This window comes from Rhodophyticola sp. CCM32 (genome assembly GCF_004751985.1).
Taxonomy (GTDB): domain Bacteria; phylum Pseudomonadota; class Alphaproteobacteria; order Rhodobacterales; family Rhodobacteraceae; genus Rhodophyticola.
Map to the genome: position 1 here is coordinate 1,984,438 of NZ_CP038492.1, position 26,075 is coordinate 2,010,512.

Here is a 26,075-nt window from a genome sequence, read left to right on the forward strand (position 1 = left end):
TCACCAAAGCGGTCGGCTGCCCCTGTCACATTCTCAGCGCAGCTTCAGCGTGGCCAGACCGATCAACGCCAGGATCAGCGAGATGATCCAGAACCGGATCACCACCTGCGGCTCGGCCCAGCCTTTCTTTTCGAAATGGTGATGGATCGGCGCCATCAGAAACACCCGTTTGCCGGTGCGTTTGAAATAAAGCACCTGAATGATCACGCTCAACGCCTCGGCCACGAACAGCCCGCCGACAATCGCCAGCACAATCTCATGCTTGGTGCAGACCGCGATTGCCCCCAGGGCCCCGCCAAGCGCCAGTGACCCGGTATCGCCCATGAACACCGCCGCAGGCGGCGCGTTATACCATAAAAACCCAAGCCCGCCGCCGATCAGCCCGGCGGTGAAGATCAGCAATTCCCCGGTTCCCGGCACGTAATGCACGTCCAGATATTCGGTAAAGTCGACACGCCCGACCGCATAGGAAATCACCCCCAATGTCCCCGCCGCGATCATCACCGGCATGATCGCCAGCCCGTCCAGCCCGTCGGTCAGGTTCACCGAATTGGCACTGCCCACAATCACGATTATTGCAAACGGCACAAACAGAACACCCAGATTGACCAGCACATCCTTGAACACCGGCAGGGCCAGTTGAAAGGCCAGATCATCCGGGTGCAATTGTGTCGCCATATAGCCCGCGAAGGCCGCAATGATCAGGCCCGCGCCAAACCGGATACGGCCCGGCACGCCTTTGCTGGTGTTCCGGCTGACCTTGGCCCAGTCATCGGCAAACCCGATCAGTCCAAAGGCCACCGTCACCCCCAGAACCAGCCAGACATAGGCATTGTCAAGCCGCGCCCAAAGCAGCGTCGACAGGATCAGCGCCGCCAGGATCAGCAGCCCGCCCATGGTCGGCGTTCCCGCCTTGGCGGTGATATGATGGGCCGGGCCATCCTCGCGGATCGGCTGCCCATTGGCATATTTCCGGCGCAGCGCATTGATCAGCGGCCGGCCAAAGATGAAGCCGAAAATCAGCGCGGTGAAAAATGCAGCCCCGGCCCGAAAGGTGATATAGCGAAACAGGTTGAAGACATCGCCGCCATCGGACAGCCCACTTAGCCAATATAACATAAAGCGGTTTCCTTACCCTTTGTCGGCAGTCGCCTGCCCCAGTTTCCGAAGCGCGTCAACCGCCAGCGACAGTTTCGCACCCTTGGAGCTTTTGATCAGCACGATGTCGCCCGGCCGCAACAGCCCGGGCAATATCCGCGCCATCTCGACCGCGCTGTCCGTATGGGGCCCGCGCTTGTCTGCGGGCAGGGCGGCATCCAGATGCGCCATAAGCGGCCCCGAGGTACAGACCAGATCAATCGCGGCCATCGCGGGCAGATCGGCCAATGCGCCATGCATATCCGGCCCCTCCGGCCCCAGTTCCAGCATATCACCCAGAACCGCCACCCGGCGGCCCCGGCCCTGCGGGATCGCGGCGGCCAGAACCTCCAGCGCGGCGGCCATCGAGATCGGGCTGGCGTTGAACGCATCGTCGATCAGTTCCACCCCCCGATCCCCGGCGATGTCGATCAACAGATATTCGCGTTTGCCCCGCCCGGTCACCGCCTTCCAGGCCCCAAGGGCCAGCGCCGCCTGCGGAATATCCCCGCCCACAGCCCCGACCGCGGCCAGCGCCGCCAATGCGTTCAACGCCAGATGCCGCCCCGGTGCCGCCAGCTTGAACAGAAGCGGCATGTCATGAAATCTGGCCTGGATCACCGTTGTTTCATCGGCAAGGCTGACCTCGGACAGCCTCACCGGCAGACCGGCTGTTTCTCCAAAGCGGATCAGATCGGCACCTGCGGCACTGGCGGCGGCCTCCAGTATCGGGCTGGTCTCCAGATCGGCATTGATCAGCGCCACGCCGCCGGGTTCCAGCCCTTCGAATATGCCGGCCTTCTCGCGGGCAATCCCCCCGATCGCGCCAAAAGCCTCAAGATGCACCGCCGCCACGGTGGTGACCATCGCCACATGGGGCCGGGCCAGTTTCGCCAGCGGCGCGATCTCCCCGGGGGCGTTCATGCCGATCTCGATCACTGCGAATTCAGTCTCTGCGGGCATCCGCGCCAGGGTCAAGGGCACACCCCAGTGATTGTTGTAACTCGCCTCCGCCACATGGGTGCGACCCTGGGGCGACAGGGCGGCGCGCAGCATTTCCTTGGTTGTGGTCTTGCCGACGGAGCCGGTGACCGCAATCACCCGGCCCGCCATCCGCGCGCGGCCTGCCCGGCCCAGATCGGCCAGCGCCTGCAACACATCGGGCACGATCAGAAGCGGGGCATCCTCCGTCACATCCCCGGGCCGGTGGCTGACCAAAGCGGCCGCAGCCCCTTTCTGCAAAGCCAAAGCCACAAAATCATGCCCGTCACGCATATCTTTCAAGGCAACGAACAAATCGCCGGGTTCCAGCGCCCGCGTGTCGATCGAAACCCCGGATGCGGCCCAATCGCCAATCGCCCGCCCGCCGGTTGCGGCGGCGGCATCGGCGGCGGTCCAAAGCACGCTCATATGGCGCCCTCCAACGCGGATACGGCGACGCTGGCCTGTTCCACATCATCGAACGGATAGACCACATCGCCCACGGTCTGCCCGGTTTCATGGCCCTTGCCCGCAATCAGCAACGCATCCCCCGGCCCAAGCGCATCAACCCCGCGCAAAATCGCCTCGGCCCGGTCGCCGACCTCACTTGCCTCGGGGCAGGCCTGCAGGATCGCCGCGCGGATCAGCGCCGGATCTTCGGATCTGGGATTGTCATCGGTCACGAACAGCACATCCGCATTCTTTGCCGCGGCCTGCCCCATCAGCGGGCGTTTGCCGCGATCCCGGTCGCCACCGGCACCGAAGACCACAATCAACCGGCCCAACACATGGGGGCGCAGCGCCTTCAGGGCGGTTTCCAGTGAATCCGGCGTATGGGAGTAATCGACGAAAACCGGCGCGCCAAAGCTTCGCCGCGCGGCCAGTTGCATCCGCCCGCGCACGCCCTGAAGCCGGGACAGCACCGCAAAAACCGCTTCGGCCTCGGCCCCGGCAGCGATGACCAGACCGGCGGCGGTCAGCACATTCATCGCCTGAAACCCGCCGATCAGGTCCAGCCGGGCCTGGTAACTCTGCCCCTGCCAGCGAAACAGCAGATCCTGACCCGCCTCATCCAGCCGCCGCCCGGTGATCTTCAGCCGGGCCTCTTCCGTGTATTGGCCAAGGGTGATCACCTCGATCTCGCGGGCGGTGCAGGCGGCGGCCACATCCGGCCCGCGCGGATCATCCAGATTGACAATCGCCGTCGCCTCTTCGGGCAGAAGTTCGGTGAACAGCCGCAGCTTGGCCTCGAAATAGGCCTCCATCGTGCCGTGATAATCCAGATGATCCTGGGTCAGGTTGGTGAAGGCGGCAGCGGCCAGGCGCACGGCCTCCATCCGCCGCTGGTCCAACCCGTGGGAAGACGCCTCCATCGCCACATGGTTGACGCCCGCCACCGCCATATCGGCCAGCAGATGCTGCAGGGTCAGCGCATCGGGGGTGGTGTGGATGGCCGGCGCGGCAAAGGCCCCTTCCACGCCGGTGGTGCCGATATTCGCCGCCTCGATATCCAGGGCGGCCCAGATCTGCCGGGTGAAACTGGCCACGCTGGTCTTGCCATTGGTGCCGGTGACCGCAACCACGGTTTCCGGCTGCATCCCGAACCAGAGCGCCGCCGCATGGGCCAGAGCCGCGCGCGGATCCTCGACCAGCACCAGCCCCACATCGCCGAGATGATCGGTGGCAATCGCGGCCCCGGCCCGGTCGGTCAGAACCGCAGCCGCGCCCATCCGCACCGCATATTGGATGAATTCCGCCCCGTGAACCTGCGTGCCCGGCAGGGCCGCAAACAGATGCCCGGGCTTGACGGCGCGGCTGTCCAGGCTCAATCCGCTGACCGGAACATCACCGCCCCGGGTGGGGGTCAATCCAAGCTCCGCGAGCGTTTTCACCCCTGACGCCATGGCCGATTCTCCAAAAGCTCATTCTGACGCGCTGGATAGCTGAAAGCCGTCCCGGGGTTCAATCTCTGGTCTGAGCCCCAGAAGCGGGGCCACCCGGCGGATCACCTCTGCGGCGACGGGCACGACGGTCCAGCCCGCTGTCCGCCGCGCCTCTCCCAAAGCCACGATCTCGGGCTCATCCAGGGTGACAACCAGCACATATTGCGGGTCATGGGCCGGGAAGATGCTGGCAAATGTAGACAGCACCCGATCCTCGTAATAGCCGCCATTCGGGCGCGGTTTGTCCGCCGATCCTGTCTTGCCGCCCACCTCATAGCCCGGCACATCGCCAAAGCTGGCCGTGCCATCGGTCACCACATCGCGCAGCATGCCGCGGATCTGCGCCGAAACCTGTTCAGAGATGATGCGCGCGCCCTGCTGCGGGCCGTCCTGACGCAGAAGCGTCGGCCGGATCAGCGTGCCGCCATTGGTGACCGAGGCATAGGCGGCTGCCACATGCAAAGGCGAGGTGGACAGGCCATGGCCATAGGATACGGTCATCGTCGTCAGATCGCCCCAGCGTGCAGGCAGAAGCGGACGCCCGGACGGCCCTTCGACCATTTCCACCAGCGTCGGCTGGAAAAAGCCAAGCTGTTCCAGGAACCTTTGCTGCCGTTCCCCGCCCAGCATCAGCGCCAGACGTGCCGTGCCGATATTCGAGGAATGGATGATCACATCACTGACCGACAGACGGGCGCCGTAATTGCGAAAATCGGTGATCGAAAACCCCGACATGCGCAGCGGCCCGGTGGTGTCGATCATGGTGGCGGGGTTCACCAGCCCTTCCTCCAGCACCTGTGCCACGGTGAAAATCTTGAAGACAGAGCCCAGTTCATACACGCCCTGCACGGCCCGGTTGAACAGCGGGCTGTCGGCCTGATCACCCTCGGTCAGGGGTTGCGGGCGGGCATTGGGGTCGAAATCTGGCAAAGAGGCCATGGCGCGGATCTCGCCGGTATGGACATCCATCAGCACGGCCGAGGCCCCCCGCGCATTCATGATCACCATACCGCCGGCCAGCACCTGTTCGACCGCCGATTGCACCGTCAGATCAAGCGACAATTCCAGCGGCGCCCCATCGCGGGCCGGATCGCGCAGCAACTCGTCAAACTGCGCCTCGACACCGGCCACACCGATAACCTCGGCGGCGTTCACTGCCTCCTGTCCGAACCCGGCCCCGCCCAGAATATGGGCCGCGACCGACCCGTTGGGATAAAGCCGCATCTCGCGCGGGCCGAACAGCAGACCCGGTTCGCCCAGATCATGAACCAGTTGTTCCTGCTCGGGCGAGATATAGCGGCGCAGCCAGATGAACCGGCTGTCCGATGTGAACCGGCGCAGCAGGGCTTCCTCTTCCAGATCGGGGAAGATACCCGCCAGACCATGGGCGGCGGCGGCCGGATCGATGATTTCATGGGGATGGGCATAAAGCGAGTTTGTGACCAGATTTGTGGCCAGCACCCGCCCCTCCCGGTCGACGATATCGGCGCGGGTGTTCAGAATGCCCGAGCCCGAAGTGGCCACCCGCGGTTCCTCCGGCTCGGACGCGGCCAGCGCCGACATGCGCAGACCCACGGTGACAAAGGCCGCAAAGAAACACATCGCCAGCAGCAACAGCCGTGTTTCGGCCCGCTGGCGCATCCTGTCGCGCATCGCCTCATGGCGCAGGCGCAGGTTTTCACGTTCAATCGCATCGGGGTTTTCGCCGTACTCGCGGGCCCTCAATATCCGGGTCAGCGGGCGAAGCGGGGTGCGCAGGGTCATGGCAATTGCTCCGGGCCCGAGGCGCTGCCGGTCAGGGTTTCAGAGATCAACTGGTCCAGCAGCGGCGGATAGACGATCTGATGCACATCGCCGAAATGATCCGGCGACATCGGCATCAGGCCCAGCCGGTCGAAATTCAAATCCGCCAGTTCGCGCAGCCGGTCGGGGCGGTTCAGATAGGCCCATTCGGCACGCAGGACCGACAGGCGCTCACGCTCGGCCCCGATGGCGCGGTGCAGGCGTTCCACCTCGCGCACGGAATGCTGGGTCAGGATGTTCTGGTGATAGGCCCAATAGCCCAGACAGATCACCGCCAATGCGGCCAGAAATGTTGCAACGCCACGCATCTTCAGATCCCCTCTGCCAGTTGCGGCAAGCCAAACACCTCTGCCGGAACAGGGCTGGCCGGCACATCCGTGCGCCGGGCCACGCGCAGCTTTGCAGACCGGGCCCGGGGGTTTTGCGCCACCTCATCCTCATCGGGCGCGATGGCGCGGCGCGGCGTCAGATCGAAAGTCGGCTGCCGTGCCGCCGCTTCGGGCGCATACCGCGACCCGCCGCCGCCGCTGCTGGCCCGGTCCTGCAAGAACCGCTTCACGATCCGGTCTTCAATGGAATGGAATGTCACCACAGCCAGCCTGCCGCCGGGCTTCAGCGCCCGTTCAGCGGCCTGCAGCCCTTCGGCCAGTTGCCCCAGCTCATCATTCACCGCGATACGGATGGCCTGAAAGCTGCGGGTGGCCGGATGGCTTTGCCCCGGTTTCGCGCGCGGCAGGTTTTTCTCAATGATCTGGGCAAGCTGCGCGGTACGGGTGATGCGCCCCCCGGCCCGGGCAGCCACGATCGACCGGGCAATCCGCCGGGCCGCGCGTTCCTCGCCATAGTGGTAGAGAATATCCGCAATCAGGGCCTCGGACGCGTCATTCACAATCTCTTCGGCCGACAGGCCCGCCTGCCCCATGCGCATGTCCAGCGGCCCGTCACGACGAAAGGAAAACCCGCGCTCGGCCTGATCCAGCTGCATGGAGGATACGCCCAGATCCAGAACAATCCCATCAAGCCCGGGAAAGCCCGCATCGGAGGCGTGTTGATCCATATCGGAAAACTCTCCGGCGACCAGCCGCAGACGATCCCCCATCGCCCCGGCCCATGCCCCGGCCATTTCAAATGCCAGCGGGTCACGGTCCACGCCGATCACCGTATCGGCCCCGGCCTCAAGCAAGCCACGGGCGTAACCACCAGCGCCGAAAGTGCCGTCGAGCCAGCCCCCCCAACCGGCGCCACCGCGCGCAGCAAGGGGGCCAGAAGAACGGGAATATGCGGACGGGCGTCGGAGCTGGCAGGCACCTCGGCTTGCATCACGCATCTCCATCATCGGATCGTTTTGGACCGGTCTGCCCGGCCAGCGAAAGCGGATCGAAGAAGTCATTTCCTTGCCCCAGAGCCGCGAGCATCGCTTCAATATCCTCATCCGCTGCGGCCCCGTCTGCGGAATTGAGAATGTGGAATTTATCGCCCTTGCCCTGAAACAGCGCCTCGGCCCCCAGACCGATCTTGTCGCGGGCCAGGGCTGACAGAACCAGACGCCCGGTATCGTCAACGCTGGTCTCGTCGCATTTCGAATAATAGAGGTATTCCAACCCTCTACGCAGATGGCTGCCGCGTTTTTCGGCGCGGATAATCGCGTCAATCTCGTCAAAGGCGTCGCCGGAAAGGCATTCAAGATGCCTGTCCTTCGCGTTGCCATAGGCGATGTAAAGACGCGGCGCGCCGCCCGGTGTGTACTGCTTGTCGGAGTTTTGCAGAACACGACGGAATTTGACCGGGATCGACACCCGGCCCTTTCCGTCCACCTTGTTCAGGCTTTCACCCTGAAACCTGTGTTCCACTGTCCCGCGCCCTCATCTCGCCCCGCTTTCATCGCATCACCGCCCGAAACGAACGGCTGCAACGGACAACGGCGGATCGAGCTAGCTGCCACTGCCCAATCCGCCGCCCTCGTCCCATTTCTGGGTGTCCAACTGCGCGGGTCATCTGGGGGGATGTCTACTCACCCGCGCGCTGGATCTCGTTGTTCAGCATGTGAGAAGCCTGTATGAAACCTGCCGTTTTTTGTTTTTATTCCGGGCTGCCTTGGGAAACCCGGGTACTCTCAACTGCTGTGGGAGTTTTGTGCCATGGAAGTATTTCCCAATCAATCCCTTTTTGTGGGAAAAATCTCCAAGATATGGTTTCCGAAGGGTCGTCAACACAACAGATAGTGGTGATATCGGCGGAAAACGGGCCACAAATTGTGTCTGGGAGATAGACCGACCCCAGATATAGCATGGCAGGCTCGTGCCGCAGATATGGGAAAAAAATCCATGACCTGGCGCATTTTCACGCGGATTCGTGAGATTTGGAGGGAATCCGGCCCGAATCACCCCCCTCCAGAAAAGGCCGCTGACAGGTGAAACCCTGTATCTTCAGCATGGCGGTGATAGTCAGAAGGCAGGGTCAAGCCACCCTGACCGGCATTCAGGCCATACCGCCAGCCACCAATCGCGCGGCCAATGCGCCATAAGCCTCGGCCATCAGGCTGTCGCCTGCAGCAATCGGTATGCCAGTATCGCCCGCAATCCGTGTCTCCAGCGAGATCGGCAGCGCCCCCAGAAACGGCAGATCCAGTTTCTGCGCCTCGGCCTCCACCCCGCCATGACCAAAGATATGCGCCTCATGCCCGCAACTGGGGCAAATATAGGTCGACATATTCTCGATCAGACCCAGAACCGGGGTCTTCAGCGTCTCGAACATGTTCAGCGCCTTGCGCGCATCCAGCAGCGCCACATCCTGGGGGGTGGAAACCACAATCGCCCCTGTCAGTTTCGAGCGCTGGCACAACGTCATCGCCACATCACCCGTACCCGGCGGCAGGTCGACCAGCAGAATATCCAGCGTGCCCCATTCCACCTGCCCCAGCATCTGCTGCAAGGCCCCCATCAGCATCGGGCCACGCCAGACAACGGCTTTCTCCTCGGGCAGCATGAAACCGATCGACATGCAGGTGACGCCGTGGTTCTGTAATGGAATGATGGTTTTGCCATCGGGGGAGGCCGGGCGCTTGTTCACCCCCATCATCCGGGGCTGGGACGGCCCGTATATATCCGCATCCAGCAGACCGACCTTGCGGCCCTGCCGCGCAAGCGCCACCGCCAGATTGGAAGAAACGGTTGATTTGCCGACCCCGCCCTTGCCCGAACCGATCGCGATGATCCGCGCCACGCCTTTGGGGTTCATCGGTTCAGCCTGGGGTTTCGGATGGCCGCCGATTTTCAGGTTCGGCGGCGCCTCTGCCGGGGCCGGGGCGGGTGTGGGGGCCTTGCCCCGGCCTGCCGGCCCATGGGCGGTCAACGCCACGATGGCGGACCCCACACCGGGCAGCTTTTTGACCTCCTGCTCTGCAGCCAGACGCACCGGCTCCATCCTGCGGGCCTGATCGGGGTTTTCAGTCTCGATGATAAAGCTGACCCGATCCCCCTGAACCTGCACCGCGCGCACCAGATCACGGCTGACCAGATCGCCACCATCGGGCAGGGTCAGGGCCGAAAGGGCATCCAGAACGGTTTGTTTGGTCACGGTCATCTTGCAGGCATCCCGGATGTGATTGAGCGATTTGATCAGACTTAGCCCCTGACATATAGCGTTTTGATTTCATGTTGAAACGCCCTACAGCGTTTCGGGGAAAACCTGCATTGAAAAGACCCTGCCACGCCTTGCGTTCCGGGGATATTTTCGATGCCTGATGTCTCAAGTCTGTCCCGAAACGCCCTGGATCAGAATTCAGCGCTGCGCCCCCCATGTGGTCAGGATGATCTGACACATCACACCGGTGCAGCCCGCCGCCATCAATGCCGGGCCAATGCCCAGCCAGTCCGCAACCCCGCCAATGGCAAAGGCGCCGATGGCCACGGTGCCAAAGCCAACCACGGTCCACAGGCTCATCACCCGCCCGCGCAGGGCATCGGGCAGATCGGTCTGGATTGCCGCCTGCAGGCTGATCCCGCACCAGGTGGAACAGAACCCCGCCAATGCGGTCGCCGCCAGCGCCACGGACCAGACCGGCGCCAGCCCCATCCCGATTATCGCCCCCTGCCCGGCCAGGGCTGCGACATAGACCGCTATCGGAATGCGCGCGCCGACCGCCCCGATACCGAGCGCTTTGGCAAGGGCCGCCATCACCGCCCCTGCCCCTGCGGCCGCGGTCAACAGACCCAGCCCCCCGGCGCCCCGCTGAAACGCGCCATCGGCCAGAACCGGCAACACCTCCAACCCGCCACGTACGGCGGTTGCAAAGATCATGGTCAGCAGAAAGGCGGTGCGGATCAGCGGCGTGTCACGGGCATAACGCAGCCCATCCGTCAGTTCCTTTAGAAACGGCCGCCGCGCACGGGGCGGCAGGGTTCGCGGGCGCAGATGGCCAAGCACGGCCAGCATCGGCATATAAAACACCACCGCGACCCAAAGCGTCACCTGCGCCCCGAATTGCGCGATCAGAAACCCCGCACCCGCCGGGGCCACCAGCCGCGCCATATTGAAATTCAGCGCCGTGGCAGACACCACATGCTGCACCATATCCGGCGGCACCAGACGCGGCCCAAGCGACATCCGCACCGGATGGTGGGCCGAACTGACAATGCCGATGGCAAGCGCCGCCAGGGCCAGACCCGGTGCCTTGATCCATGGCAGGGTCAGGGCCAGGCCGGTGATGCAGATCACCTGCCCCAGATTGGTCAGAATAGATGCCAGGCGAATATCCATCCGGTCTGCCAGCACGCCGAAAAACGGCCCCGTCAGCAATGTCGGCAACAGGCTGAGCCCGGCGACCAGCCCCACGAATCCCGCAGATTCGGTGCGTTCCCAGGCCAGCCAGGAAATTGTCACCCGCTGTATCCAGATCGCCTGTACAGCGAAAAAGATACCCAGAAAAAACAGCCGGAACTGTCTGTTGGAAAAAGCAGCGGACCTCATGCCGAATGCTCAAAATTGCAGCAAAATAAGGATTTTCGATATGCACTTTCTGCATAGCGGCATTGAACAGGCTGGGGATTGCGCACCTGCAGCATGGCGTTATCTTTTACTCGAAACGGGCAAAACGCCGTCACATCCAAAGCGCTTCGGAAATGGGTCCGACACGGCGCAACAGCACATAATTGAGGTATCTCCAATGGCCTATATATCGGGTTCACACTCATCCACTCTTTCTTTCAGCGACCGCTTGGCAGAGATCAAGACCCAGCTTGCCGAAGCCTATGCCGCCCGCAAGGTCTATCGTCAGACCATTGCCGAGCTGGAAACCTGTTCAACCCGCGAATTGTCCGACCTGGGGCTGTCGCGTTCGATGATCAAATCGGTGGCCTATGAGGCCGCCTATGGCAAGGCAGATCGCCAGGCCTGACAGAATTCGCATAGCCCGTTCCTCCCTTATTTCGGGCGCGCGATGTGATGCGGCATCCCCTTCTCCTCCCTTTTGGGTGTGCCGTATTTCGGATCAAACTTCTCCTCCTCCCTTGAGGTTTGGTCCATTCACGGCGGTTCCTACCTCCTCCCTTGGAGCCGCCGTAAAGTTCCGGGCCCCTTGGGCCCAATCATCGGCCCCTCCTCCTCCCTTTGAGGGTGCTGAAATCTGGCGGTGGCACCTTCTCCTCCCTTTTGGTGTCACCGCCTTTTTTGTGTGTTCAAGGCGATCACATATTGCAGGGGGTCAGGCACGGTCATCCTTGGGCGAGCCCATCACCACATAGGTGGTGATTGTCGCCACCTGCGGCAGCGCGCCCAGCACATCGGTGTGAAAGCGTTTATAGCTGACCAGATCGGCAGCCTCGACACGCAGCAGATATTCCACAGCCCCGGTGATATTGTGGCATTCCCGCACTTCAGGCGCATGGGCCACGGCCCGTTCAAACGCCTCCTGCGCGGCTTTGGAATGCACCGACAGACCCACACTCATATAAGCGGTGAAGCCCACACCCATCTGCACCGGGTCCAGAACGGCACGATAGCCGGTAATGACACCCCCCGCCTCCAATGCAGCCACCCGGCGCAGACAGGCCGAGGCGCTAAGCGCCACCCGATCCGCCAGATCCAGATTGCTGATCCGCCCGTCGCGGGACAGTTCACGCAATATCTGGCGATCTTTCTGATCAATCTTCGTCATTTGTTGTGATTATAATCCGAATTCCGGGATATTTGCAATTTCATTGCATCCCCCGCCGCATAACCTTGCCCCATGACAGCTGATCTGATCCTTGCGCTTGCGCTTTTCGCCTTTGTCAGTTCCATCACGCCGGGGCCGAACAACCTGATGCTGATGGCCTCGGGCGCCAATTTCGGCATGCGCCGGACCTTTCCGCATATGCTGGGTGTCGCGCTTGGGTTTGTGATCATGGCACTGGCCATCGGGGTCGGGCTGATCCGGGTGTTTGATGCCTACCCGGTGATTTACACCATCCTGAAAGTGATCAGTGTCGGCTATCTGCTGTATCTTGCATGGAAGATTGCCAGTGCCGCCCCGATCCTGCCCGAGGCGCAGGCCACCGGCACCCCGCTGAGCTTTCTTCAGGCCGCCGGCTTTCAATGGGTCAACCCCAAGGCGCTGAGCATGGCGCTGACCGCGATCACGGTTTACACGCCGCCGGGGCGGGGCTTGGTGGATTTGCTGGTCATGGCCCTGGTCTTTGGTCTGGTCAACCTGCCCTCTGTCGGGTCCTGGGCCTTTCTGGGCCAGCAAATGCGACGTTTCCTGACCAACCCGGCCCGGCTGCGGGCGTTCAATATCACCGCCGCGCTGATTCTGGTCGCTTCGCTTTATCCGATCCTCAAAAGCTAGGGTCAGGCTGGCGCATCTTCTGCAAAACAGGACCTTCGCACCTGCAGCATATGACGATTTTGGGCGGCAAGATGTTGTATTCCCCCAAAGCCCGGAGGTGAAAACCTTTTTCCGCCCCTTCCACGTCTTACCCACAAGCCTGCCCCCGTTTTCATCCCCAGGAAATTTTCATGCTGCACTGCTCCACGCTTGCGCAACGCGCCCGGCTGTTGTGAATTCTGTCTTACCGCAACGGGGCGCAAGCAAACCGGGCGGGGCGCAAAAGGCCCCTTAGGAGCCGGAGCAGAGCAAGACGGGACTTGAGCCTGGATTGAACTGCAAAGGGTTTTGGGAACTGCGGTCAGGTCGCAAAAGGTCTTCGGGCCGGATGAGGCAAGGCACGGATTTCAAGGGTTGGCGCGCGTCACGGGACTGACCTCCTCGGAGGGAGGGAGCGTGGCAGCAAAGGCTCGCAAGGGCCCGCGCAACTGGGCCGGGAAACCGCTTTGGTGGAGAACCGGAACAGGAAGACGTCAGGATGGGTTTCGGCCCAATGCGAAGACCGCGTCTGAGCACCTGGCGTCTTTTCCTGTTCGAGAAAGCCGGATATCACAGCAGTATAAACAGAAAACGAGGCCCGCCTGCCATGATTCAGTCGAGCCCCGTCATCAGTGTACCGCGTCTATGCACCTGTGGATAATTTCATACACGGGCTTGCGCAGCAGATCAACTACATCTCGCGGATCACCATACAAAAACAGCAAAATAAGGCAGGGCCTACCAGATATCGTGGTGTGCCCTTACGCCAAACCCTGTCTCATCTAATCCAGGTCAAAGACAATAGTTGACCTTGCCGATATCCCTTTGTCCAGAAATCCTGTTCTGACAGAGGGGCGACAGATATGCGGTTGTTTTTCCTGATATTTACATTGGCCTCCACCGCGCTGGCTGGGGTTGGCGTGATCGCGGTTCTGGCCGCCGGTCTGGATGGCTGGCGCCCCATCGTGATCGGCGCGGCCCTTGGTGCGTTGATCGCCATCCCCGTCGCCTGGCTGGCGGGCCGGAAGATCCGCACGCTTTAGGATTCAGGGGTCTGACCCTGCCCCGACGATCCGTTTGCGCCAAAGAAAATACCCAGACTGGCCTCGAATTCCCGGGGCTTGTCTGCGTGCAGCCAATGCCCTGCACCGGGAATTTTGGCGAACCGAGCGGCGGGAAACAACGCGCGAATGGCCGGGCGATGGTCAGCCCTGACATAATCCGACGCGCCGCCGGACAGGAACAGCGCCGGGCCATCGAACCGGCCTGCAAGATCGGGCCAGCCAATGATCTGGGGCATGAACGCCTCCAGCACATCCAGATTCAACCGCCAGCGTTTCTCTTTCACATCAAGGGATTGCAGCAGGAAGGCGCGTATCCCGTCTTCCGGCACATCGGCCTTCAATGCCGCATCCGCATCGCGCCGTGTCGCGATACCCGACAGGTCCAGGGCGCGCATGGCATGGATGAACTGCACCTGCGTATGATTATAGGTCACCGGGGCGATATCGGCCACGACCAGCCGCCGCACCGCGGCCGGATGCAGCAGGGCCAGCGCCATGGCCGCCTTGCCCCCCATGGAATGGCCCATCACATCCGCAACCCCGCCGAAACCGGTGACGACCTCGGCCAGATCCCCCGCCAGATCGGGATAGCTGTGGCGCGCGCTCCATGGGCTGTCCCCATGGTTGCGCATGTCCACGCTGATCACCTGCCGGGTGGCCGAGAGGCGTTTGGCAATCACGTTGAGGTTGCGCGCCGAGCCATAGAGGCCATGGGCAATCAGGATCGGCGGCAGATCACCCGGATCGCCAAAACTGTAGGTCATCAGCATGATACATGTTCTATAGCACCGGGTTGAAATTCCGCGCCACATATACATTGCGCAGAGGGCAGAGCCCGTACCGAAGGGAGGGCGAGAAGCGCCCGCCCCGTGGGGGCGGTAGGGGCGCTGCCCGGCGGGGCCGCCGGGCGCAAGAATGATTTGGGGTTTCAACCCGATGCTGTAACGCCCCCCTGCGGAAGGGGCCAGAGGGTTGAGCATGCGGCCCCGCTGCTTATGGTGCGGGTGGAACTGCGGGGGCCGACAGATGACACCGGACAGGTTGCAAGAGATCATGGAGGAGGCGCGCGCGCTGATCTCTGAGCACCTGGGCATCCGGGCGCCCACCTTCAGACGCGCGGTGGCCCGCGCCGGGCGTCTGTTACCACCGCAGGCACGGCAGGCGGCAACACAGCTGTTGGAGCTGGACAGGCGGATACAGCACCCGAAACTGGCCGCGAGAACAGACCCCGCGATGGCCGAACAGGCGCTGGCCAGCCTGAACCGGCAGTTGCGCAGCATCGAACCGGGCAAACGACAGGCGCAGGCGCGCGCATTCTTCTGGGCTGAGATCGGGTTTCGCGCGGCCCTTGTTCTGGCCCTGTTGGTCACGGTGCTGGTCTGGCGCGGCTATCTGTGACCCCTGCCCCGGGGCCGCAGGGTCAATGGGTCGGCTGAATGAAGGTGCCGTTCCGAAGATCGCGCATGGCCTGTTGCAACTGGGCCTGAGTGTTCATCACGATCGGCCCGTGCCAGGCCACCGGCTCGGCAATCGGCGCGCCTGAAATCAGCAGGAAGCGCACGCCGTCCGGGCCGGCCTGCACCGTCACCTCATCCCCGGTGCCAAAGCGGATCAACGTCCGGTTGCCGGACAGGTCGCGAATATTCACCTCCTGCCCCATGACCTCTTTTTCCAGCAAGACGCCCACGGGTGCGGAGGCATCTGCAAAGGCGGCGGCCCCGTCGAACACATAGGCAAAGGCGCGGCGATAGGTGTCGATCCGAAAGGTCTTTTTCACCCCCGCAGGGACCGAGATATCCAGATATTGCGGATCGGCCGCGATCCCGTCCACCGGGCCGGTCCTGCCCCAGAACTCTCCGACGATGACCCGGACAATGGTACCATCATCATCAATCACGTCCGGGATCTCGGCACCGGTCACATCCTGATAGCGCGGCGCGGTCATTTTCAGGTTGGATGGCAGATTGCCCCAAAGCTGAAACCCGTGCATCTGGCCTTTCGCATTCCCAAGCGGCATTTCCTGATGCAAAATGCCGGACCCGGCGGTCATCCATTGTACATCGCCCGCGCCAAGCGTGCCGGTATTGCCCAGGCTGTCGCCATGTTCCACTGATCCGGCCAGCACATAGGTGATGGTTTCGATCCCCCGATGCGGGTGCCAGGGGAAACCTTTGAGGTACTCCTCGGGCCGGTCATTGCGGAAATCATCGAACAGCAGAAACGGGTCCAGTTCCGCCGGGTCCTGAAAGCCGAAGGCGCGATGCAGATGAACGCCCGCCCCTTCCATCACGGGCATGGCGCGGCGGGTTTCGGTTACGGGGCGGATTGACATGGCATGTCTCCTGTCTGGTCTGGCGAGGATATATGCCGACCCCGCCCCCGGGCAATTCCACGAGGCTGAACCAAGCCTGTGCGGCGATGCAGGGGTCACCGCACAGGCTGCCATGACGGCTACGCGCCGCCTCTCGTCAAACACGGCAGAACCCGGTAAGCACCGCCCGAAGGAACGGAGGCGTCTGATGGATGATGAAGTGATCGGCGTGATCGAGCCCAAACCGATCCGGCGCTATTTTGCCACCGGCACCCTTGGCCTGTTGGGCATGATCCTGCTCTATGTTGCCGCCACAACGCCGCCTACCGACCTGGGCTGGCTGGCGTTTCTGATCGTGGTGGGAATAAGCACCTTCTTTTTGTCCTGGCGCCTTTGGCAGGCCAGCGGCGTCACCCTGGAGCTGACCCGCACGGAGCTGCGTGAAGCCGGTGGGCAGGTTCTGTGCCGGATCGGGAATGTGGTTTCGGTGGATCGCGGGTTTTTTGCCTTCAAACCCTCAAACGGCTTTGTGATCCGGCTCAGAGAGCCCGATCTTATGGTTTATGCCCCGGGCCTTTGGTGGCGGTTTCGCCGCCGGATCATGGTGGGCGGCGTGACCTCGGGGGCGCAGGCGAAATCGGTGGCCGATCTGATCACCATGCTGCTGGTGGAACGCGACCATGACGCGTAAGCCGCCCATGGTCGCACAGGCTTCACAACCCCTTGGCCTTGTAGCTTGCGGCCACCCGGCCGATTGACACAAGAAACCCCGCCGTGCGCAGATCACTCACATCATTGCGCCCGTGCCAGACCTCGCGCATCGACTGATAGGCCACGCGCATCGTGTCATCGAGACCGGATCGGACCAGTTCAAGCTCATCGGCGCCGCGCAGGTATTTTTCCTTGAAATTAGGGCTGAGCGACCAGCCAAGCTCCTTGTCTTTCGACAGGCGCTCCAACTCGTTCACGATCAGCTCATGGCGCGCCTCTTCCTGGCGTCGCTGCATCCGTCCGAACCGGATATGGCTGAGATTCTTGACCCATTCGAAATAGCTGACCGTCACACCACCTGCATTGGCATAAAGATCGGGGATGATCACCGTGCCTTTGCGGTTCAGAATTTCATCGGCGCCTGCAGTTATCGGACCGTTCGCCGCCTCGATGATCAGCCGCGCCTTAATCCTGTCGGCATTGGTCATGTTGATGACCCCTTCCAGCGCGGCGGGGATCAGAATGTCGCATTCCGCCTCCAGCGCCTTGCTGCCGTCTTCAATATAGGTGCCATGCGGGCAATCGCGCACACCGCCATGATTGGCGATCCAGTCACGGACCAGCGGAATATCCAGCCCTTTGGGGTTTTCCAGCGCCCCGTCGCGTTCGATCACATGGGTGATGATCGCGCCATCCTCGGTCGACAGGAACAGCGCTGCATGATAGCCCACATTGCCCAGGCCCTGAACGATGACCCGCTTGCCATCAAGCGTTCCGTCCAGCCCGGCAGCGGCCACATCCTCGGGATGGCGAAAGAATTCCTTCAGCGCATATTGCACGCCCCGGCCCGTGGCCTCGACACGACCCTGAATGCCGCCTGCATGGGGCGGTTTGCCGGTGACACAGGCCTTGGCGTTGATATCGGTGGTGTTCATCCGTGCATATTGGTCGGCCATGATGGCCATTTCCTTTTCGCCGGTCCCCATATCGGGGGCGGGCACGTTTTGTGACGGGTTGATCAGGTCACGCTTGATCAGTTCATAGGAAAACCGCCGGGTGATCTGTTCCATCTCATGGTCCTCGTAATGGCGCGGGTCGATGCAAAGACCGCCTTTTGATCCGCCAAAAGGGGCCTCGACCAGGGCGCATTTGAAGGTCATCAGCGCGGCCAGCGCCTCCACCTCGTCCTGATGCACATTGGGGGCATAGCGGATGCCACCCTTCACCGGCTCCATATGTTCCGAATGGACCGACCGATACCCGGTGAAGGTCTGAATCTCTCCCCTCAGGCGCACACCGAACCGCACCACATAGGTGGAATTGCAGACCCTGATCTTTTCCTCCAGCCCCGGTGGCAGGTCCATCAGGGCCACGGCACGGTTGAACATCAGATCGACGGATTGTCGGAAACTCGGCTCGATGGCCATGGCATATCCTCCCTGGGCGCATGACATTTGACCTGTCGCAGGCAGGCACAGGCCCTGGGCGAAGCAAGGCACAGCCACCAACACAACGCAAGCGATCATGCCGCCGCAAAACGGCCCGGATATGACCGCAAATCCTTAATCCGGTGTTAATCCAGATGTTTCTGCCCCGCAAACACCCTGTTTCCTCCCCCGCTTTGCCCAATTTCTGCCTTGGTTCGGGATCAAACCGTTAACGGAAAATGAGACAAAAGCCTGTTTCAACAGACTTATACGAGGACCACGGTGATGATCGTTCGGACCCCAACACTGCTTCAAAGGCTGCGCAGTTGCGCCGGCCTCCGTAGGTTTGCCTGCGATGAAGACGGCACAATCACGATTTTCGGGTTGATGATGTTTGTGCTGATGGTCGGCGTCGGCGGCATTGCCGTCGATGTGATGCGGTATGAGACGCAGCGGATTCAGCTTCAATATACGCTGGACCGCGCCATTCTGGCCGCCGCCGCCATCAATCAGCAAGGCGATCCAGAGGAGGTTGTGCGCGATTATTTCGCCGTGTCCGGCCTGGAAAATTATCGCCTGACGGTGGAGCCGGAAACCGGGTTCAACTATCGTCGCGTGTCGGCCCGTGCCGAAATGGATATCAACTCGATGTTCATGCATATGTTCGGCATTCGCGCGCTGACCTCGCCGGCCTTCGGCGTTGCCGAGGAACGGGTTCAGAATGTCGAGATTTCCATGGTCCTCGACATCTCAGGTTCCATGGGCCGGAACAGCAAACTCGCGAATATGCAATCCGCCGCCAGCGAATTTGTCACCTCGGTGATGGAACCGAATAATTACGACACCGATGAAATGCTCGTCTCGATGTCGATCATCCCCTATAACGGGCGGGTCAATGCAGGCTCCACCATCGAAAGCGTGTTCACGCTGTCGGATGAGCATGATGCCTCAAACTGCACTCGGTTTGACCCGGCTGATTATGAGACAACCGCGATTGACCCCGTTGAGCCGGTCGAACGCCTGGCCCATTTCGATTATGACAACCGCAACCAGTATTACAGCAACGTCACGCGGTATCAGCAATACTATTACCGCCCCCATTGCCAGACCAGCGATTATGGCGCAATCCTGCCCTGGTCGAGCAATATTTCCGCCCTGCACGCTCATATCAACAGCCTCAACGCCAATGGCTGGACGGCCATTGATCTGGGCATGAAATGGGGGGTGGGCCTGCTGGACCCGGTCGCCGCACCAGCGCTGCAGGCGCTGGAAGACGCGGGCAGTGTGCATGAAGATTTTGCCGATCGCCCCCGTGCGTTCGATGATGACGAGACCATGAAAATCGTCATCCTGATGACCGATGGTGAAAACACCAATCAGTACGACGTCGTGCAGCAGTATAAACGTGGTCCCTCGACAGTGTATTATCACGAAGAGGATGAGCGCTGGTCGATGTATATCCCCGATGAGGATATTTTCTGGATTCCCAATAACAACTACAATGACCGCAACGGGACGTTCTCGGATGAGCCCTATCGCGGCAACGAATCCGTTGCGATCCCATGGCCGTATATCTGGGCCAACTATTCAGCGCGGACCTTTGCCGGCCACTTTTACTACCAGGCCGCACGCCGGTTGGGCGACTATGATTACTACTACGATCTGCGCTACGACTCGACCGAACTCTATGCTGGGGCAAATTCGGCCGATGCGAACCTGCGCGACATCTGTGATGCCGCCCGCGAGCAGAACATCATCGTTTTCACCATCGCCTTCGAGGCCCCCCGGCGCGGCGAAAATGTGATGCGGTATTGCGCCACATCGGATGCCCATTACTATGATGTTGAAGGGATCGAAATCAGCGAGGCCTTCGCCTCGATCGCCAACACGATCGAACAGCTCAAGCTGGTGCAATAATCCGCATGATCGGGCTTGGGCATCATATCAGGCGGTTTTCCCGCTCGGAACGGGCGACCGCGACAACAGAGTTCGTGATTGTCTTTCCGATCATCCTGATCCTGTTCATCGCAGTATTCGAGACAGCGATGATCCTGACCCGTCAGGTGATGCTGGAACGCGCTCTGGACAGCACCGTGCGCTATATGCGTCTGACCGCCGATCTTGAGGTCACCCATGACCAGATCGCCGAGAATGTCTGTGCCAATGCGCTGGTCATTCCCAATTGTACCGACATTCTGGTGCTGGACCTGCGGGTCATCGACCAGACCAATTACATCCTGCCCGATGAGCAGACACTCTGCGTTGACCGCGATGGCATGGTGCGCCCGGCGAACACCTTCGATCCGGGCCGTGATGCCGGTCGGGAAAATCAGTTGATGCTGATCCGGGTCTGCGCCGTGGTGGACCGGATTCTGCCGCTGTCCGGCTTTGGCCTGAACCTTACGCGCGATGATACCGGCGGGGTGCACATGACCTCGGCCACGATCTTCGTCAACGAACCGTCGTGAGGAGCCGCCCATGACCCGTCTGTTCAGAAAATTCCTCCAGCAAGAGCGTGCAGCCGTCGCTTTCGAAGCGGTGATCATCACGCCGATTCTGGCCTGGCTGTTTGTTGGCAGCTTCGTGTTTTTTGATGCATTCCGTACCTATAATACCTCCCTGAAAGCAACCTATGCGGTGGCCGATGTGCTGTCGCGACAGACCGAAATGATTTTCGGCTCGGATATTGAGGGTCTGTCGAACCTGTTCCAGCACATCACCCGCAATGTGGAGGACAGTTCCATGCGGGTGACCGAGATTCGCCGCCGCCGTAACGATTACCGGGTGGACTGGTCCTATGCCACCAATGGTCAGACACGTTTGTTCAACAGCGACATGTCCGATCTTGAAGAGAATTTGCCCGAAATGGTACACGGAGAGCGGATTATTCTGGTGGAAACCTTCCTGCCCTATCGCCCTGCCTTCAATATTGGCCTGTCGGATCTGGAGTTCACCAACTTCACCATCACGCGCCCGCGTTTTGCTGGCCAGTTGGATTTTAACAGTGGCAATGACCCGGATTTCTGCAGCAGTTGCAACTTTGGCGATGGCGATGGCGAAGGAGAGCCGAGCGACGAGGGCGATACCGAACCCACGGGGTAGGTGTTTAGTCCCACTGTGTGATGGTCTGCTCCTTTCGCTGGAATGGAAGGAAGCCCTATGGGACAGGTGCTAGAGCAGAAATCGTTTAATCTGAATCAAAATTCGCCGCCTCCGGGTCAGCAAGATACTGATTTCTAAAGAGAATTTTGATGAGCTGTGGTGCAGAATAAAACGATTTCGCTATAAACGGCCGCGCTACGGCATCAATCGGAAGACGGTTGCCAGTGAGTACCTTGTAGCGATACTTGGTCGACCACCACGCGAGCCACCCTCCACCAGAGGCGCGCGATCCTTCCCCTTGCTGAACCGCTTGACCCAGGCCCGTTCTCTTGCCATCTCAAACCCAGAGCAAAAGGGGACAGATCATGACACGTCGCAAACTTGCCGCCGGGAACTGGAAAATGAACGGCCAGGCCGCCGAGCTGGCAGAGTTGGAGGCGCTGACATCCACCTGCCCCACGCCGGGGGTCGATGTGCTGATCTGTCCGCCCGCCACATTGATCGACCGGATGACCGGGCTTCTGGACCGTCTCGGCGCCAGCACCGCCACCGGTGGTCAGGATTGCCACAGCGCAGAAACAGGCGCGCATACAGGCGATATCGCCGCCACGATGCTGGCCGATGCGGGCGCAACCTATGTCATCCTTGGCCATTCCGAACGCCGTCAGGACCACGGGGAAAGCAACGCGGATGTTCAGGCCAAGATCACCGCCGCCTGGTCTGCGGATCTGATCGCGATCCTGTGCATCGGCGAGACAGAGGCCGAATATAAAACGGGCCAGACCCTCGACATCCTGCACCAGCAACTGGCCGGGTCCCTGCCCGACAGCGCCGATGCCGCCCGGCTTGTGATCGCCTATGAACCGGTCTGGGCCATCGGCACCGGCCTTGTGCCCACCCTTGACGAGATTGCGGCGGCCCATGGGTTCATCCGCAGCGCATTGACCACCCGCTATGGCGCGGATACCGCACAGGGCATCCGCCTGCTCTATGGCGGCTCTGTCAAACCCGGCAATGCGACCGAAATTTTCTCCGTGCCCGATGTGGATGGGGCGCTGGTTGGCGGGGCCTCTTTGAAAGCCAGTGATTTCAGCGCCATCATCACCGCGCTGGAGGCCGCACCCGCCGCCTGAGAACGGCCCATGACAAAGGGCCGCCCAATTGGACGGCCCTTCTTCACAAACGCCTGCTATTACTGGGCCGGAACATACCGCTGCAAAGCCAGTCGGATCACACCGGAATAATCGTCGGAATACTGGCTCACGCCCAGCATATAGGTGCCCGGAGAGGTCCGCACGGTCAGCTGGCTGTTCAGCGTGTCCCCCGCATCATCATTGAAATCGATAAACCGGCCAAGCGCGTCATACAGATGGATCACCGGATCACTGTCGCTGATCTCGATCGCGTCGATGACAAGCAGGCCATCCGCAGGCACCGAAAAGCTCAACCAGACAGCGTCGCTGCCCACGGTCTGATCAATGATCAGGCTGGTCTGCAACACCCCAAGATCGGTGATCGGATAAGGGCCACCAATGGGCGGGCTTGCCTCACCTGTTGCAAACATTTCACGCATGGCGGCCTCGGCATCATACCCCAGAACCGAAACGGTCACCGGCTGCGTGTCATCGGACAAGGACCGCATCGCGATACAATACGCCCCCGCAGGCAGCGGATCGGTGAAATCGACCCGGGCATTCAACCCGTCATAATCATCATTTTCCGCAATCAGCGTGCCCTGCCCGTCATAGATGTAGATATAGGGGTCTGCCGCCGGGTTATCGGCCCGGATGCTGATCGCCTGGGGCGTGCCCAGCGAGAAACGGTAAAACGGCGTCGCGGCGATGGAATTGGTCGCCGTCACCCCCTGCCCCAGCATGGCATCAATCGCACCCGTCCCCAAAGCCGTGGCCGGTGTCGCCGGCTGGCAGGGGTCAACGCCTGCAAACCCTTCAATGCCACCCCCCAGCCCGGCGTCAGCGCCTCATGCTCGGCCCGGCCCACCCGCAGGTCGGCGATGACAGACCCGCCACCGAATGCCCGGGTCGACACGCAATAGGTGCCCGGCTCAAGCGCCACATCCGCCCGCGAGGCGAAATTGCCGCCACTGTCATCATCGGTCACGACAATCTCGCCGCCCGCATCGCGAATGTCGATCACCGTATCCCCATCAAAATTCGGGTTCGCCTCAATCCGGTAATCCCCTGCCGTGCTCACCGAAAACAGCGATACGGTTTCTCCACCCGGGGGCACCATCATACCGGGCTGGTCAATGAAGGAGGCAGAGGTGGAAATATCGGAGGCTTCGGGCGATCCACCCATCCACAGCCCGGTCTCTCCCACGCCGCCACACAAAGCCGCATCCTGCGCCAATGCCGGTACAGCCGACAGCGCAAAACCCGCGCCCATCATGAATATGCCTATTCTGAAATTCATACCTCTTCCTCCAAATCAAGGAACCGCTTGCGGGTCCCAACTGAGTTCAGACTAAACCGCCCGGTCCATTTCTGACCAGCAGAATAGACACGGGTCTTTCCCCTATTTCTGCAAACACCGCCAATCCGCGAAGAGTGGCGCATGTCCCGGACCGGGAAGCCGCGCGCGGCGCGCTGGCTTTCTTCTTGTCCCAAATACGCCCGCCGGAGGCGAAATTCTCTTTCCTCCGGCGGGTCAATTTGGCACTCAACCCCCATGCAGCACCTGACCCAAGCCCCGACAGAGCCCGGTTTCGTCCAGAACCCCTATCCGTTCTATGCAAGCGCCCGTGCGGCGGGCCCGCTGATCCACTGGGCGGAATATGATCTTATCTGCGCCACCACATTCGAGGCGGTGAACACGCTGCTGCGCGATCGCAGGTTTGGGCGGGAACCGGTTGAGCCGCTGCCGGTCCCCGACCATCTGGCCCCTTTCTACGCGGTCGAAGCCCATTCCATGCTGGAGCTTGAGCCCCCCCGCCATACCCGTCTGCGCCGTCTGGTTCTGCGCGCCTTCACCTCCCGCCGGATCAAGGCACTGGCCCCTGAGATCAAGGCGCTGACCCGTCAGTTGACCGGTGCCGCGCCCTCTGGCGCCTTCGATCTGCTTGACACTCTTGCCCGGCCCCTGCCGGTCACCATCATCGCCCGGCTGCTGGGCGTGCCCGAAACCATGGCCCCCGACCTTCTGCGCTGGTCCAACGCCATGGTGGGCATGTATCAGGCCGGTCGCACCCGCGCCGATGAAGAGGCCGCCGTGGCCGCGACCGAGGATTTCGTAAGCTTCATGCGGAGCTATGTCACCCGCCGCCGCAATGACCCGCGCGATGACCTGATCAGCCATCTGATCGCCGCAGAGGAGGACGGTCAGAAACTGACAACGGATGAGCTGATCACCACCTGCATTCTGCTGCTGAATGCTGGCCATGAGGCCACGGTGCATTCCATCGGCAATGCGGTGAAGCTCTGCCTGGAAACCGGTGCCCGGCCCGGGGCGAACCCCGCCCCTCTGGTCGAGGAGGTGATGCGCTATGACCCGCCGCTGCATCTGTTTACCCGCCACGCTTATGAAACGGTGGAATTGTTCGGCCATACATTCCGGCGCGGGGATCAGGTGGCGCTGCTTCTGGCCTCCGCCGGGCGGGACGAGGCCGCTTATCAAGAGGCCGCCATGTTCCGGCCCGACCGTGAAGACGGCCCCGCCAATCTTGCCTTTGGCGCGGGCCTGCATTTCTGCGTCGGGGCGCCGCTGGCCCGGCTGGAATTGCAGATCGCCCTGCCGATCCTGTTTCAGCGCTGCCCCGATCTGCGCCTGACAGAACCGCCGGTCTATGCGGATATCTATCATTTCCACGGGTTGGAGCGGCTGATGGTCCGGTGCTGACAGGGCGATACGCTTTGATCAGTGGGCTTTGATCAGACCGGTCAGTTGAACCGCACCGCGCCGCCGAAACTATGGCCGCTGTTTTCGACCCTGGGATCCCCCAGCACCCGAACCGAGGCGCCGAACCTGGCATTGACCTCCGCTGTCTGATCGCCATAGAGCACCGCATCCGCCCCGGCACGTGCCGATACATCCAGATTGTGGCACTGCATCTGCCCCGCATTCAGATGCGCCCCGGCGCGGATTTCAGCGCTCAGATCGGTGCAATCGCCCGCCAGACGCATGGTGGAGCCATTCTCGACCAGGATATCAGCCTCACCCGCTCTGCCTTCAAACTGCAGACTGGCCCCGCCCGAGGCCGAAAGCGTGGTCTCTTCCGAGGCTGCGCCCTCGATATGAAGCGATGCGCCGTGCAGGGCCCGGCCCTCGAACCTATCGGTCACGGGCACATCCGATGTGACCACAGCCCCTGCGCGGGAAACGATCCGCGCCAGTTCGGGCATATGGATGGCGACCTCGAACCGGTCCGTGCTGTTCAGAACCGACCGGATCACCGGTGCGCGGCGTTCAACCCGCAACACATCGCCATCCTGTTCGATCACCAGACGGTCGATATTGCCGCGCCGTGCGGTGGCTTGCACCTGAAACGGACCCGGATGCAGGGTGGCGATAACGCCTTCCGCGATATCAACCCGGGTAAATCCTTCAAAATCAAAAACCCTGTCCTGCGCCATGGCACTACCCGCCATCAGCGAAATGGCAATCGCGCCCGCGCCCAAACGTTCAAACATGTGACTGTCCTCTCTCATTCATCAAACTGTGTGAGAGAGACGTATGTAAATAAGATTTACATACAAGAGGCCCGGCCTGTATTTTTAAAGGAAGCGGCGCATCCGC

At 61.5% G+C, this 26,075-nt stretch carries 25 protein-coding genes and 1 pseudogene; 10 read left to right on the plus strand and 16 right to left on the minus strand.

Annotated features, from left to right (window positions below):
• Window positions 1–33: 33 nt before the first annotated feature.
• The 9 genes and pseudogenes from mraY to E2K80_RS09680 all read right to left on the minus strand — a co-directional run bounded on the left by mraY (window position 34) and on the right by E2K80_RS09680 (window position 10,832).
• The gene (gene mraY, locus E2K80_RS09640; protein WP_135374820.1) at window positions 34–1,119 is read right to left on the minus strand and encodes a phospho-N-acetylmuramoyl-pentapeptide-transferase; all 1,086 of its coding nucleotides are present in this window, start codon (window positions 1,117–1,119) and stop codon (window positions 34–36) included.
• Window positions 1,120–1,131: 12 nt separating this feature from the next.
• Window positions 1,132–2,547, minus strand: a complete 1,416-nt coding sequence (locus tag E2K80_RS09645; protein ID WP_135374821.1) for a UDP-N-acetylmuramoyl-tripeptide--D-alanyl-D-alanine ligase — start codon at window positions 2,545–2,547, stop codon at window positions 1,132–1,134.
• Entirely contained in the window at window positions 2,544–4,022 is a 1,479-nt protein-coding gene (locus E2K80_RS09650; protein WP_135374822.1) for a UDP-N-acetylmuramoyl-L-alanyl-D-glutamate--2,6-diaminopimelate ligase, read from the minus strand. Before E2K80_RS09650 ends, E2K80_RS09645 begins: the two co-directional genes overlap by 4 nt.
• 18 nt (window positions 4,023–4,040) lie before the next feature.
• Window positions 4,041–5,825 carry a peptidoglycan D,D-transpeptidase FtsI family protein gene (locus E2K80_RS09655; protein WP_135374823.1) on the minus strand — a complete coding sequence of 595 codons (1,785 nt, stop codon included), beginning with the start codon at window positions 5,823–5,825 and terminating at the stop codon, window positions 4,041–4,043.
• A complete protein-coding gene (gene ftsL, locus E2K80_RS09660; protein ID WP_135374824.1) occupies window positions 5,822–6,172 on the minus strand; it encodes a cell division protein FtsL in 351 nt (116 codons plus the stop codon). Before ftsL ends, E2K80_RS09655 begins: the two co-directional genes overlap by 4 nt.
• A gap of 2 nt (window positions 6,173–6,174) precedes the next feature.
• Window positions 6,175–7,184: pseudogene (gene rsmH, locus E2K80_RS09665) on the minus strand (16S rRNA (cytosine(1402)-N(4))-methyltransferase RsmH).
• On the minus strand, window positions 7,184–7,714 hold the full coding sequence (locus E2K80_RS09670; RefSeq protein WP_135374825.1) for a division/cell wall cluster transcriptional repressor MraZ: 531 nt from the start codon (window positions 7,712–7,714) through the stop codon (window positions 7,184–7,186). Before E2K80_RS09670 ends, rsmH begins: the two are co-directional and overlap by 1 nt.
• A 628-nt stretch (window positions 7,715–8,342) precedes the next feature.
• Window positions 8,343–9,446, minus strand: a complete 1,104-nt coding sequence (locus tag E2K80_RS09675; protein WP_135374826.1) for an Mrp/NBP35 family ATP-binding protein — start codon at window positions 9,444–9,446, stop codon at window positions 8,343–8,345.
• A gap of 198 nt (window positions 9,447–9,644) precedes the next feature.
• Window positions 9,645–10,832 (minus strand): MFS transporter, encoded by a 1,188-nt coding sequence (locus E2K80_RS09680; RefSeq protein WP_135374827.1) that lies wholly within the window; start codon window positions 10,830–10,832, stop codon window positions 9,645–9,647.
• 247 nt (window positions 10,833–11,079) lie between these two features.
• On the opposite strand from E2K80_RS09680, the gene E2K80_RS09685 reads away from it, so the two are divergent.
• Window positions 11,080–11,259 (plus strand): DUF1127 domain-containing protein, encoded by a 180-nt coding sequence (locus E2K80_RS09685; protein ID WP_238475478.1) that lies wholly within the window; start codon window positions 11,080–11,082, stop codon window positions 11,257–11,259.
• Between the two features lie 306 nt (window positions 11,260–11,565).
• Here the strand turns inward: E2K80_RS09685 and E2K80_RS09690 are convergent, their stop codons facing one another.
• Window positions 11,566–12,018, minus strand: a complete 453-nt coding sequence (locus E2K80_RS09690; RefSeq protein ID WP_135374828.1) for an Lrp/AsnC family transcriptional regulator — start codon at window positions 12,016–12,018, stop codon at window positions 11,566–11,568.
• 72 nt (window positions 12,019–12,090) lie between these two features.
• Between E2K80_RS09690 and E2K80_RS09695 the strand changes: the two genes are divergently transcribed.
• On the plus strand, window positions 12,091–12,690 hold the full coding sequence (locus E2K80_RS09695; protein ID WP_135374829.1) for a LysE family translocator: 600 nt from the start codon (window positions 12,091–12,093) through the stop codon (window positions 12,688–12,690).
• An 881-nt stretch (window positions 12,691–13,571) separates the two neighbouring features.
• Window positions 13,572–13,751 carry a CTP synthetase gene (locus tag E2K80_RS09700; RefSeq protein WP_135374830.1) on the plus strand — a complete coding sequence of 60 codons (180 nt, stop codon included), beginning with the start codon at window positions 13,572–13,574 and terminating at the stop codon, window positions 13,749–13,751.
• Here the strand turns inward: E2K80_RS09700 and E2K80_RS09705 are convergent.
• Window positions 13,748–14,542 carry an alpha/beta fold hydrolase gene (locus tag E2K80_RS09705; RefSeq protein WP_135374831.1) on the minus strand — a complete coding sequence of 265 codons (795 nt, stop codon included), beginning with the start codon at window positions 14,540–14,542 and terminating at the stop codon, window positions 13,748–13,750. The genes E2K80_RS09700 and E2K80_RS09705 overlap by 4 nt on opposite strands.
• A 256-nt stretch (window positions 14,543–14,798) precedes the next feature.
• On the opposite strand from E2K80_RS09705, the gene E2K80_RS09710 reads away from it, so the two are divergent.
• Window positions 14,799–15,170, plus strand: a complete 372-nt coding sequence (locus tag E2K80_RS09710; protein ID WP_135374832.1) for a hypothetical protein — start codon at window positions 14,799–14,801, stop codon at window positions 15,168–15,170.
• A 22-nt stretch (window positions 15,171–15,192) separates the two neighbouring features.
• On the opposite strand, the gene E2K80_RS09715 is transcribed toward E2K80_RS09710, so the two are convergent.
• Window positions 15,193–16,104, minus strand: coding sequence for a pirin family protein (locus tag E2K80_RS09715; RefSeq protein WP_135374833.1), 912 nt, complete (start codon window positions 16,102–16,104; stop codon window positions 15,193–15,195).
• A 187-nt stretch (window positions 16,105–16,291) separates the two neighbouring features.
• On the opposite strand from E2K80_RS09715, the gene E2K80_RS09720 reads away from it, so the two are divergent.
• Window positions 16,292–16,774 (plus strand): hypothetical protein, encoded by a 483-nt coding sequence (locus tag E2K80_RS09720; protein ID WP_135374834.1) that lies wholly within the window; start codon window positions 16,292–16,294, stop codon window positions 16,772–16,774.
• Between the two features lie 22 nt (window positions 16,775–16,796).
• Here E2K80_RS09720 and E2K80_RS09725 read toward each other — a convergent pair whose 3' ends face one another.
• A complete protein-coding gene (locus E2K80_RS09725) occupies window positions 16,797–18,221 on the minus strand; it encodes a Glu/Leu/Phe/Val family dehydrogenase (protein ID WP_135374835.1) in 1,425 nt (474 codons plus the stop codon).
• A gap of 285 nt (window positions 18,222–18,506) precedes the next feature.
• Here E2K80_RS09725 and E2K80_RS09730 point away from each other — a divergent pair, with 285 nt between their 5' ends.
• The 4 genes from E2K80_RS09730 to tpiA all read left to right on the plus strand — a co-directional run bounded on the left by E2K80_RS09730 (window position 18,507) and on the right by tpiA (window position 22,456).
• A complete protein-coding gene (locus E2K80_RS09730; protein WP_135374836.1) occupies window positions 18,507–20,138 on the plus strand; it encodes a TadE/TadG family type IV pilus assembly protein in 1,632 nt (543 codons plus the stop codon).
• Window positions 20,139–20,143: 5 nt separating this feature from the next.
• The gene (locus E2K80_RS09735) at window positions 20,144–20,689 is read left to right on the plus strand and encodes a TadE/TadG family type IV pilus assembly protein (protein ID WP_135374837.1); all 546 of its coding nucleotides are present in this window, start codon (window positions 20,144–20,146) and stop codon (window positions 20,687–20,689) included.
• Between the two features lie 10 nt (window positions 20,690–20,699).
• Window positions 20,700–21,323, plus strand: coding sequence for a TadE/TadG family type IV pilus assembly protein (locus E2K80_RS09740; protein ID WP_135374838.1), 624 nt, complete (start codon window positions 20,700–20,702; stop codon window positions 21,321–21,323).
• 365 nt (window positions 21,324–21,688) lie between these two features.
• Entirely contained in the window at window positions 21,689–22,456 is a 768-nt protein-coding gene (gene tpiA, locus E2K80_RS09745; RefSeq protein WP_135374839.1) for a triose-phosphate isomerase, read from the plus strand.
• Window positions 22,457–22,515: 59 nt separating this feature from the next.
• On the opposite strand, the gene E2K80_RS09750 is transcribed toward tpiA, so the two are convergent.
• Window positions 22,516–23,223, minus strand: coding sequence for a pre-peptidase C-terminal domain-containing protein (locus E2K80_RS09750; RefSeq protein ID WP_210405362.1), 708 nt, complete (start codon window positions 23,221–23,223; stop codon window positions 22,516–22,518).
• Window positions 23,181–23,756, minus strand: a complete 576-nt coding sequence (locus E2K80_RS09755) for a hypothetical protein (RefSeq protein WP_135374841.1) — start codon at window positions 23,754–23,756, stop codon at window positions 23,181–23,183. The genes E2K80_RS09750 and E2K80_RS09755 overlap by 43 nt, the downstream gene beginning before the upstream one ends.
• A gap of 255 nt (window positions 23,757–24,011) precedes the next feature.
• Between E2K80_RS09755 and E2K80_RS09760 the strand changes: the two genes are divergently transcribed.
• On the plus strand, window positions 24,012–25,178 hold the full coding sequence (locus tag E2K80_RS09760) for a cytochrome P450 (RefSeq protein ID WP_135374842.1): 1,167 nt from the start codon (window positions 24,012–24,014) through the stop codon (window positions 25,176–25,178).
• Window positions 25,179–25,219: 41 nt separating this feature from the next.
• On the opposite strand, the gene E2K80_RS09765 is transcribed toward E2K80_RS09760, so the two are convergent.
• Window positions 25,220–25,969, minus strand: a complete 750-nt coding sequence (locus E2K80_RS09765; protein ID WP_168193153.1) for a GIN domain-containing protein — start codon at window positions 25,967–25,969, stop codon at window positions 25,220–25,222.
• Between the last annotated feature and the right edge of the window lie 106 nt (window positions 25,970–26,075).

Bases quoted from the DNA above. Each gene is read 5' to 3' on its own strand.
- E2K80_RS09720 (WP_135374834.1), top strand. From the start codon at position 16,292: ATGGATGATGAAGTGATCGGCGTGATCGAGCCCAAACCGATCCGGCGC.
- E2K80_RS09705 (WP_135374831.1), bottom strand. From the start codon at position 14,542: ATGCTGATGACCTACAGTTTTGGCGATCCGGGTGATCTGCCGCCGATC.
- E2K80_RS09765 (WP_168193153.1), bottom strand. From the start codon at position 25,969: ATGTTTGAACGTTTGGGCGCGGGCGCGATTGCCATTTCGCTGATGGCG.
- E2K80_RS09735 (WP_135374837.1), top strand. From the start codon at position 20,144: ATGATCGGGCTTGGGCATCATATCAGGCGGTTTTCCCGCTCGGAACGG.
- E2K80_RS09690 (WP_135374828.1), bottom strand. From the start codon at position 12,018: ATGACGAAGATTGATCAGAAAGATCGCCAGATATTGCGTGAACTGTCC.
- E2K80_RS09650 (WP_135374822.1), bottom strand. From the start codon at position 4,022: ATGGCGTCAGGGGTGAAAACGCTCGCGGAGCTTGGATTGACCCCCACC.
- E2K80_RS09755 (WP_135374841.1), bottom strand. From the start codon at position 23,756: ATGAATTTCAGAATAGGCATATTCATGATGGGCGCGGGTTTTGCGCTG.
- E2K80_RS09710 (WP_135374832.1), top strand. From the start codon at position 14,799: ATGACACCGGACAGGTTGCAAGAGATCATGGAGGAGGCGCGCGCGCTG.
- E2K80_RS09675 (WP_135374826.1), bottom strand. From the start codon at position 9,446: ATGACCGTGACCAAACAAACCGTTCTGGATGCCCTTTCGGCCCTGACC.
- E2K80_RS09655 (WP_135374823.1), bottom strand. From the start codon at position 5,825: ATGACCCTGCGCACCCCGCTTCGCCCGCTGACCCGGATATTGAGGGCC.
- tpiA (WP_135374839.1), top strand. From the start codon at position 21,689: ATGACACGTCGCAAACTTGCCGCCGGGAACTGGAAAATGAACGGCCAG.
- E2K80_RS09730 (WP_135374836.1), top strand. From the start codon at position 18,507: ATGATCGTTCGGACCCCAACACTGCTTCAAAGGCTGCGCAGTTGCGCC.
- mraY (WP_135374820.1), bottom strand. From the start codon at position 1,119: ATGTTATATTGGCTAAGTGGGCTGTCCGATGGCGGCGATGTCTTCAAC.
- E2K80_RS09645 (WP_135374821.1), bottom strand. From the start codon at position 2,547: ATGAGCGTGCTTTGGACCGCCGCCGATGCCGCCGCCGCAACCGGCGGG.
- E2K80_RS09715 (WP_135374833.1), bottom strand. From the start codon at position 16,104: ATGTCAATCCGCCCCGTAACCGAAACCCGCCGCGCCATGCCCGTGATG.
- E2K80_RS09725 (WP_135374835.1), bottom strand. From the start codon at position 18,221: ATGGCCATCGAGCCGAGTTTCCGACAATCCGTCGATCTGATGTTCAAC.
- E2K80_RS09695 (WP_135374829.1), top strand. From the start codon at position 12,091: ATGACAGCTGATCTGATCCTTGCGCTTGCGCTTTTCGCCTTTGTCAGT.
- E2K80_RS09760 (WP_135374842.1), top strand. From the start codon at position 24,012: ATGCAGCACCTGACCCAAGCCCCGACAGAGCCCGGTTTCGTCCAGAAC.
- E2K80_RS09680 (WP_135374827.1), bottom strand. From the start codon at position 10,832: ATGAGGTCCGCTGCTTTTTCCAACAGACAGTTCCGGCTGTTTTTTCTG.
- E2K80_RS09740 (WP_135374838.1), top strand. From the start codon at position 20,700: ATGACCCGTCTGTTCAGAAAATTCCTCCAGCAAGAGCGTGCAGCCGTC.
- E2K80_RS09700 (WP_135374830.1), top strand. From the start codon at position 13,572: ATGCGGTTGTTTTTCCTGATATTTACATTGGCCTCCACCGCGCTGGCT.
- ftsL (WP_135374824.1), bottom strand. From the start codon at position 6,172: ATGCGTGGCGTTGCAACATTTCTGGCCGCATTGGCGGTGATCTGTCTG.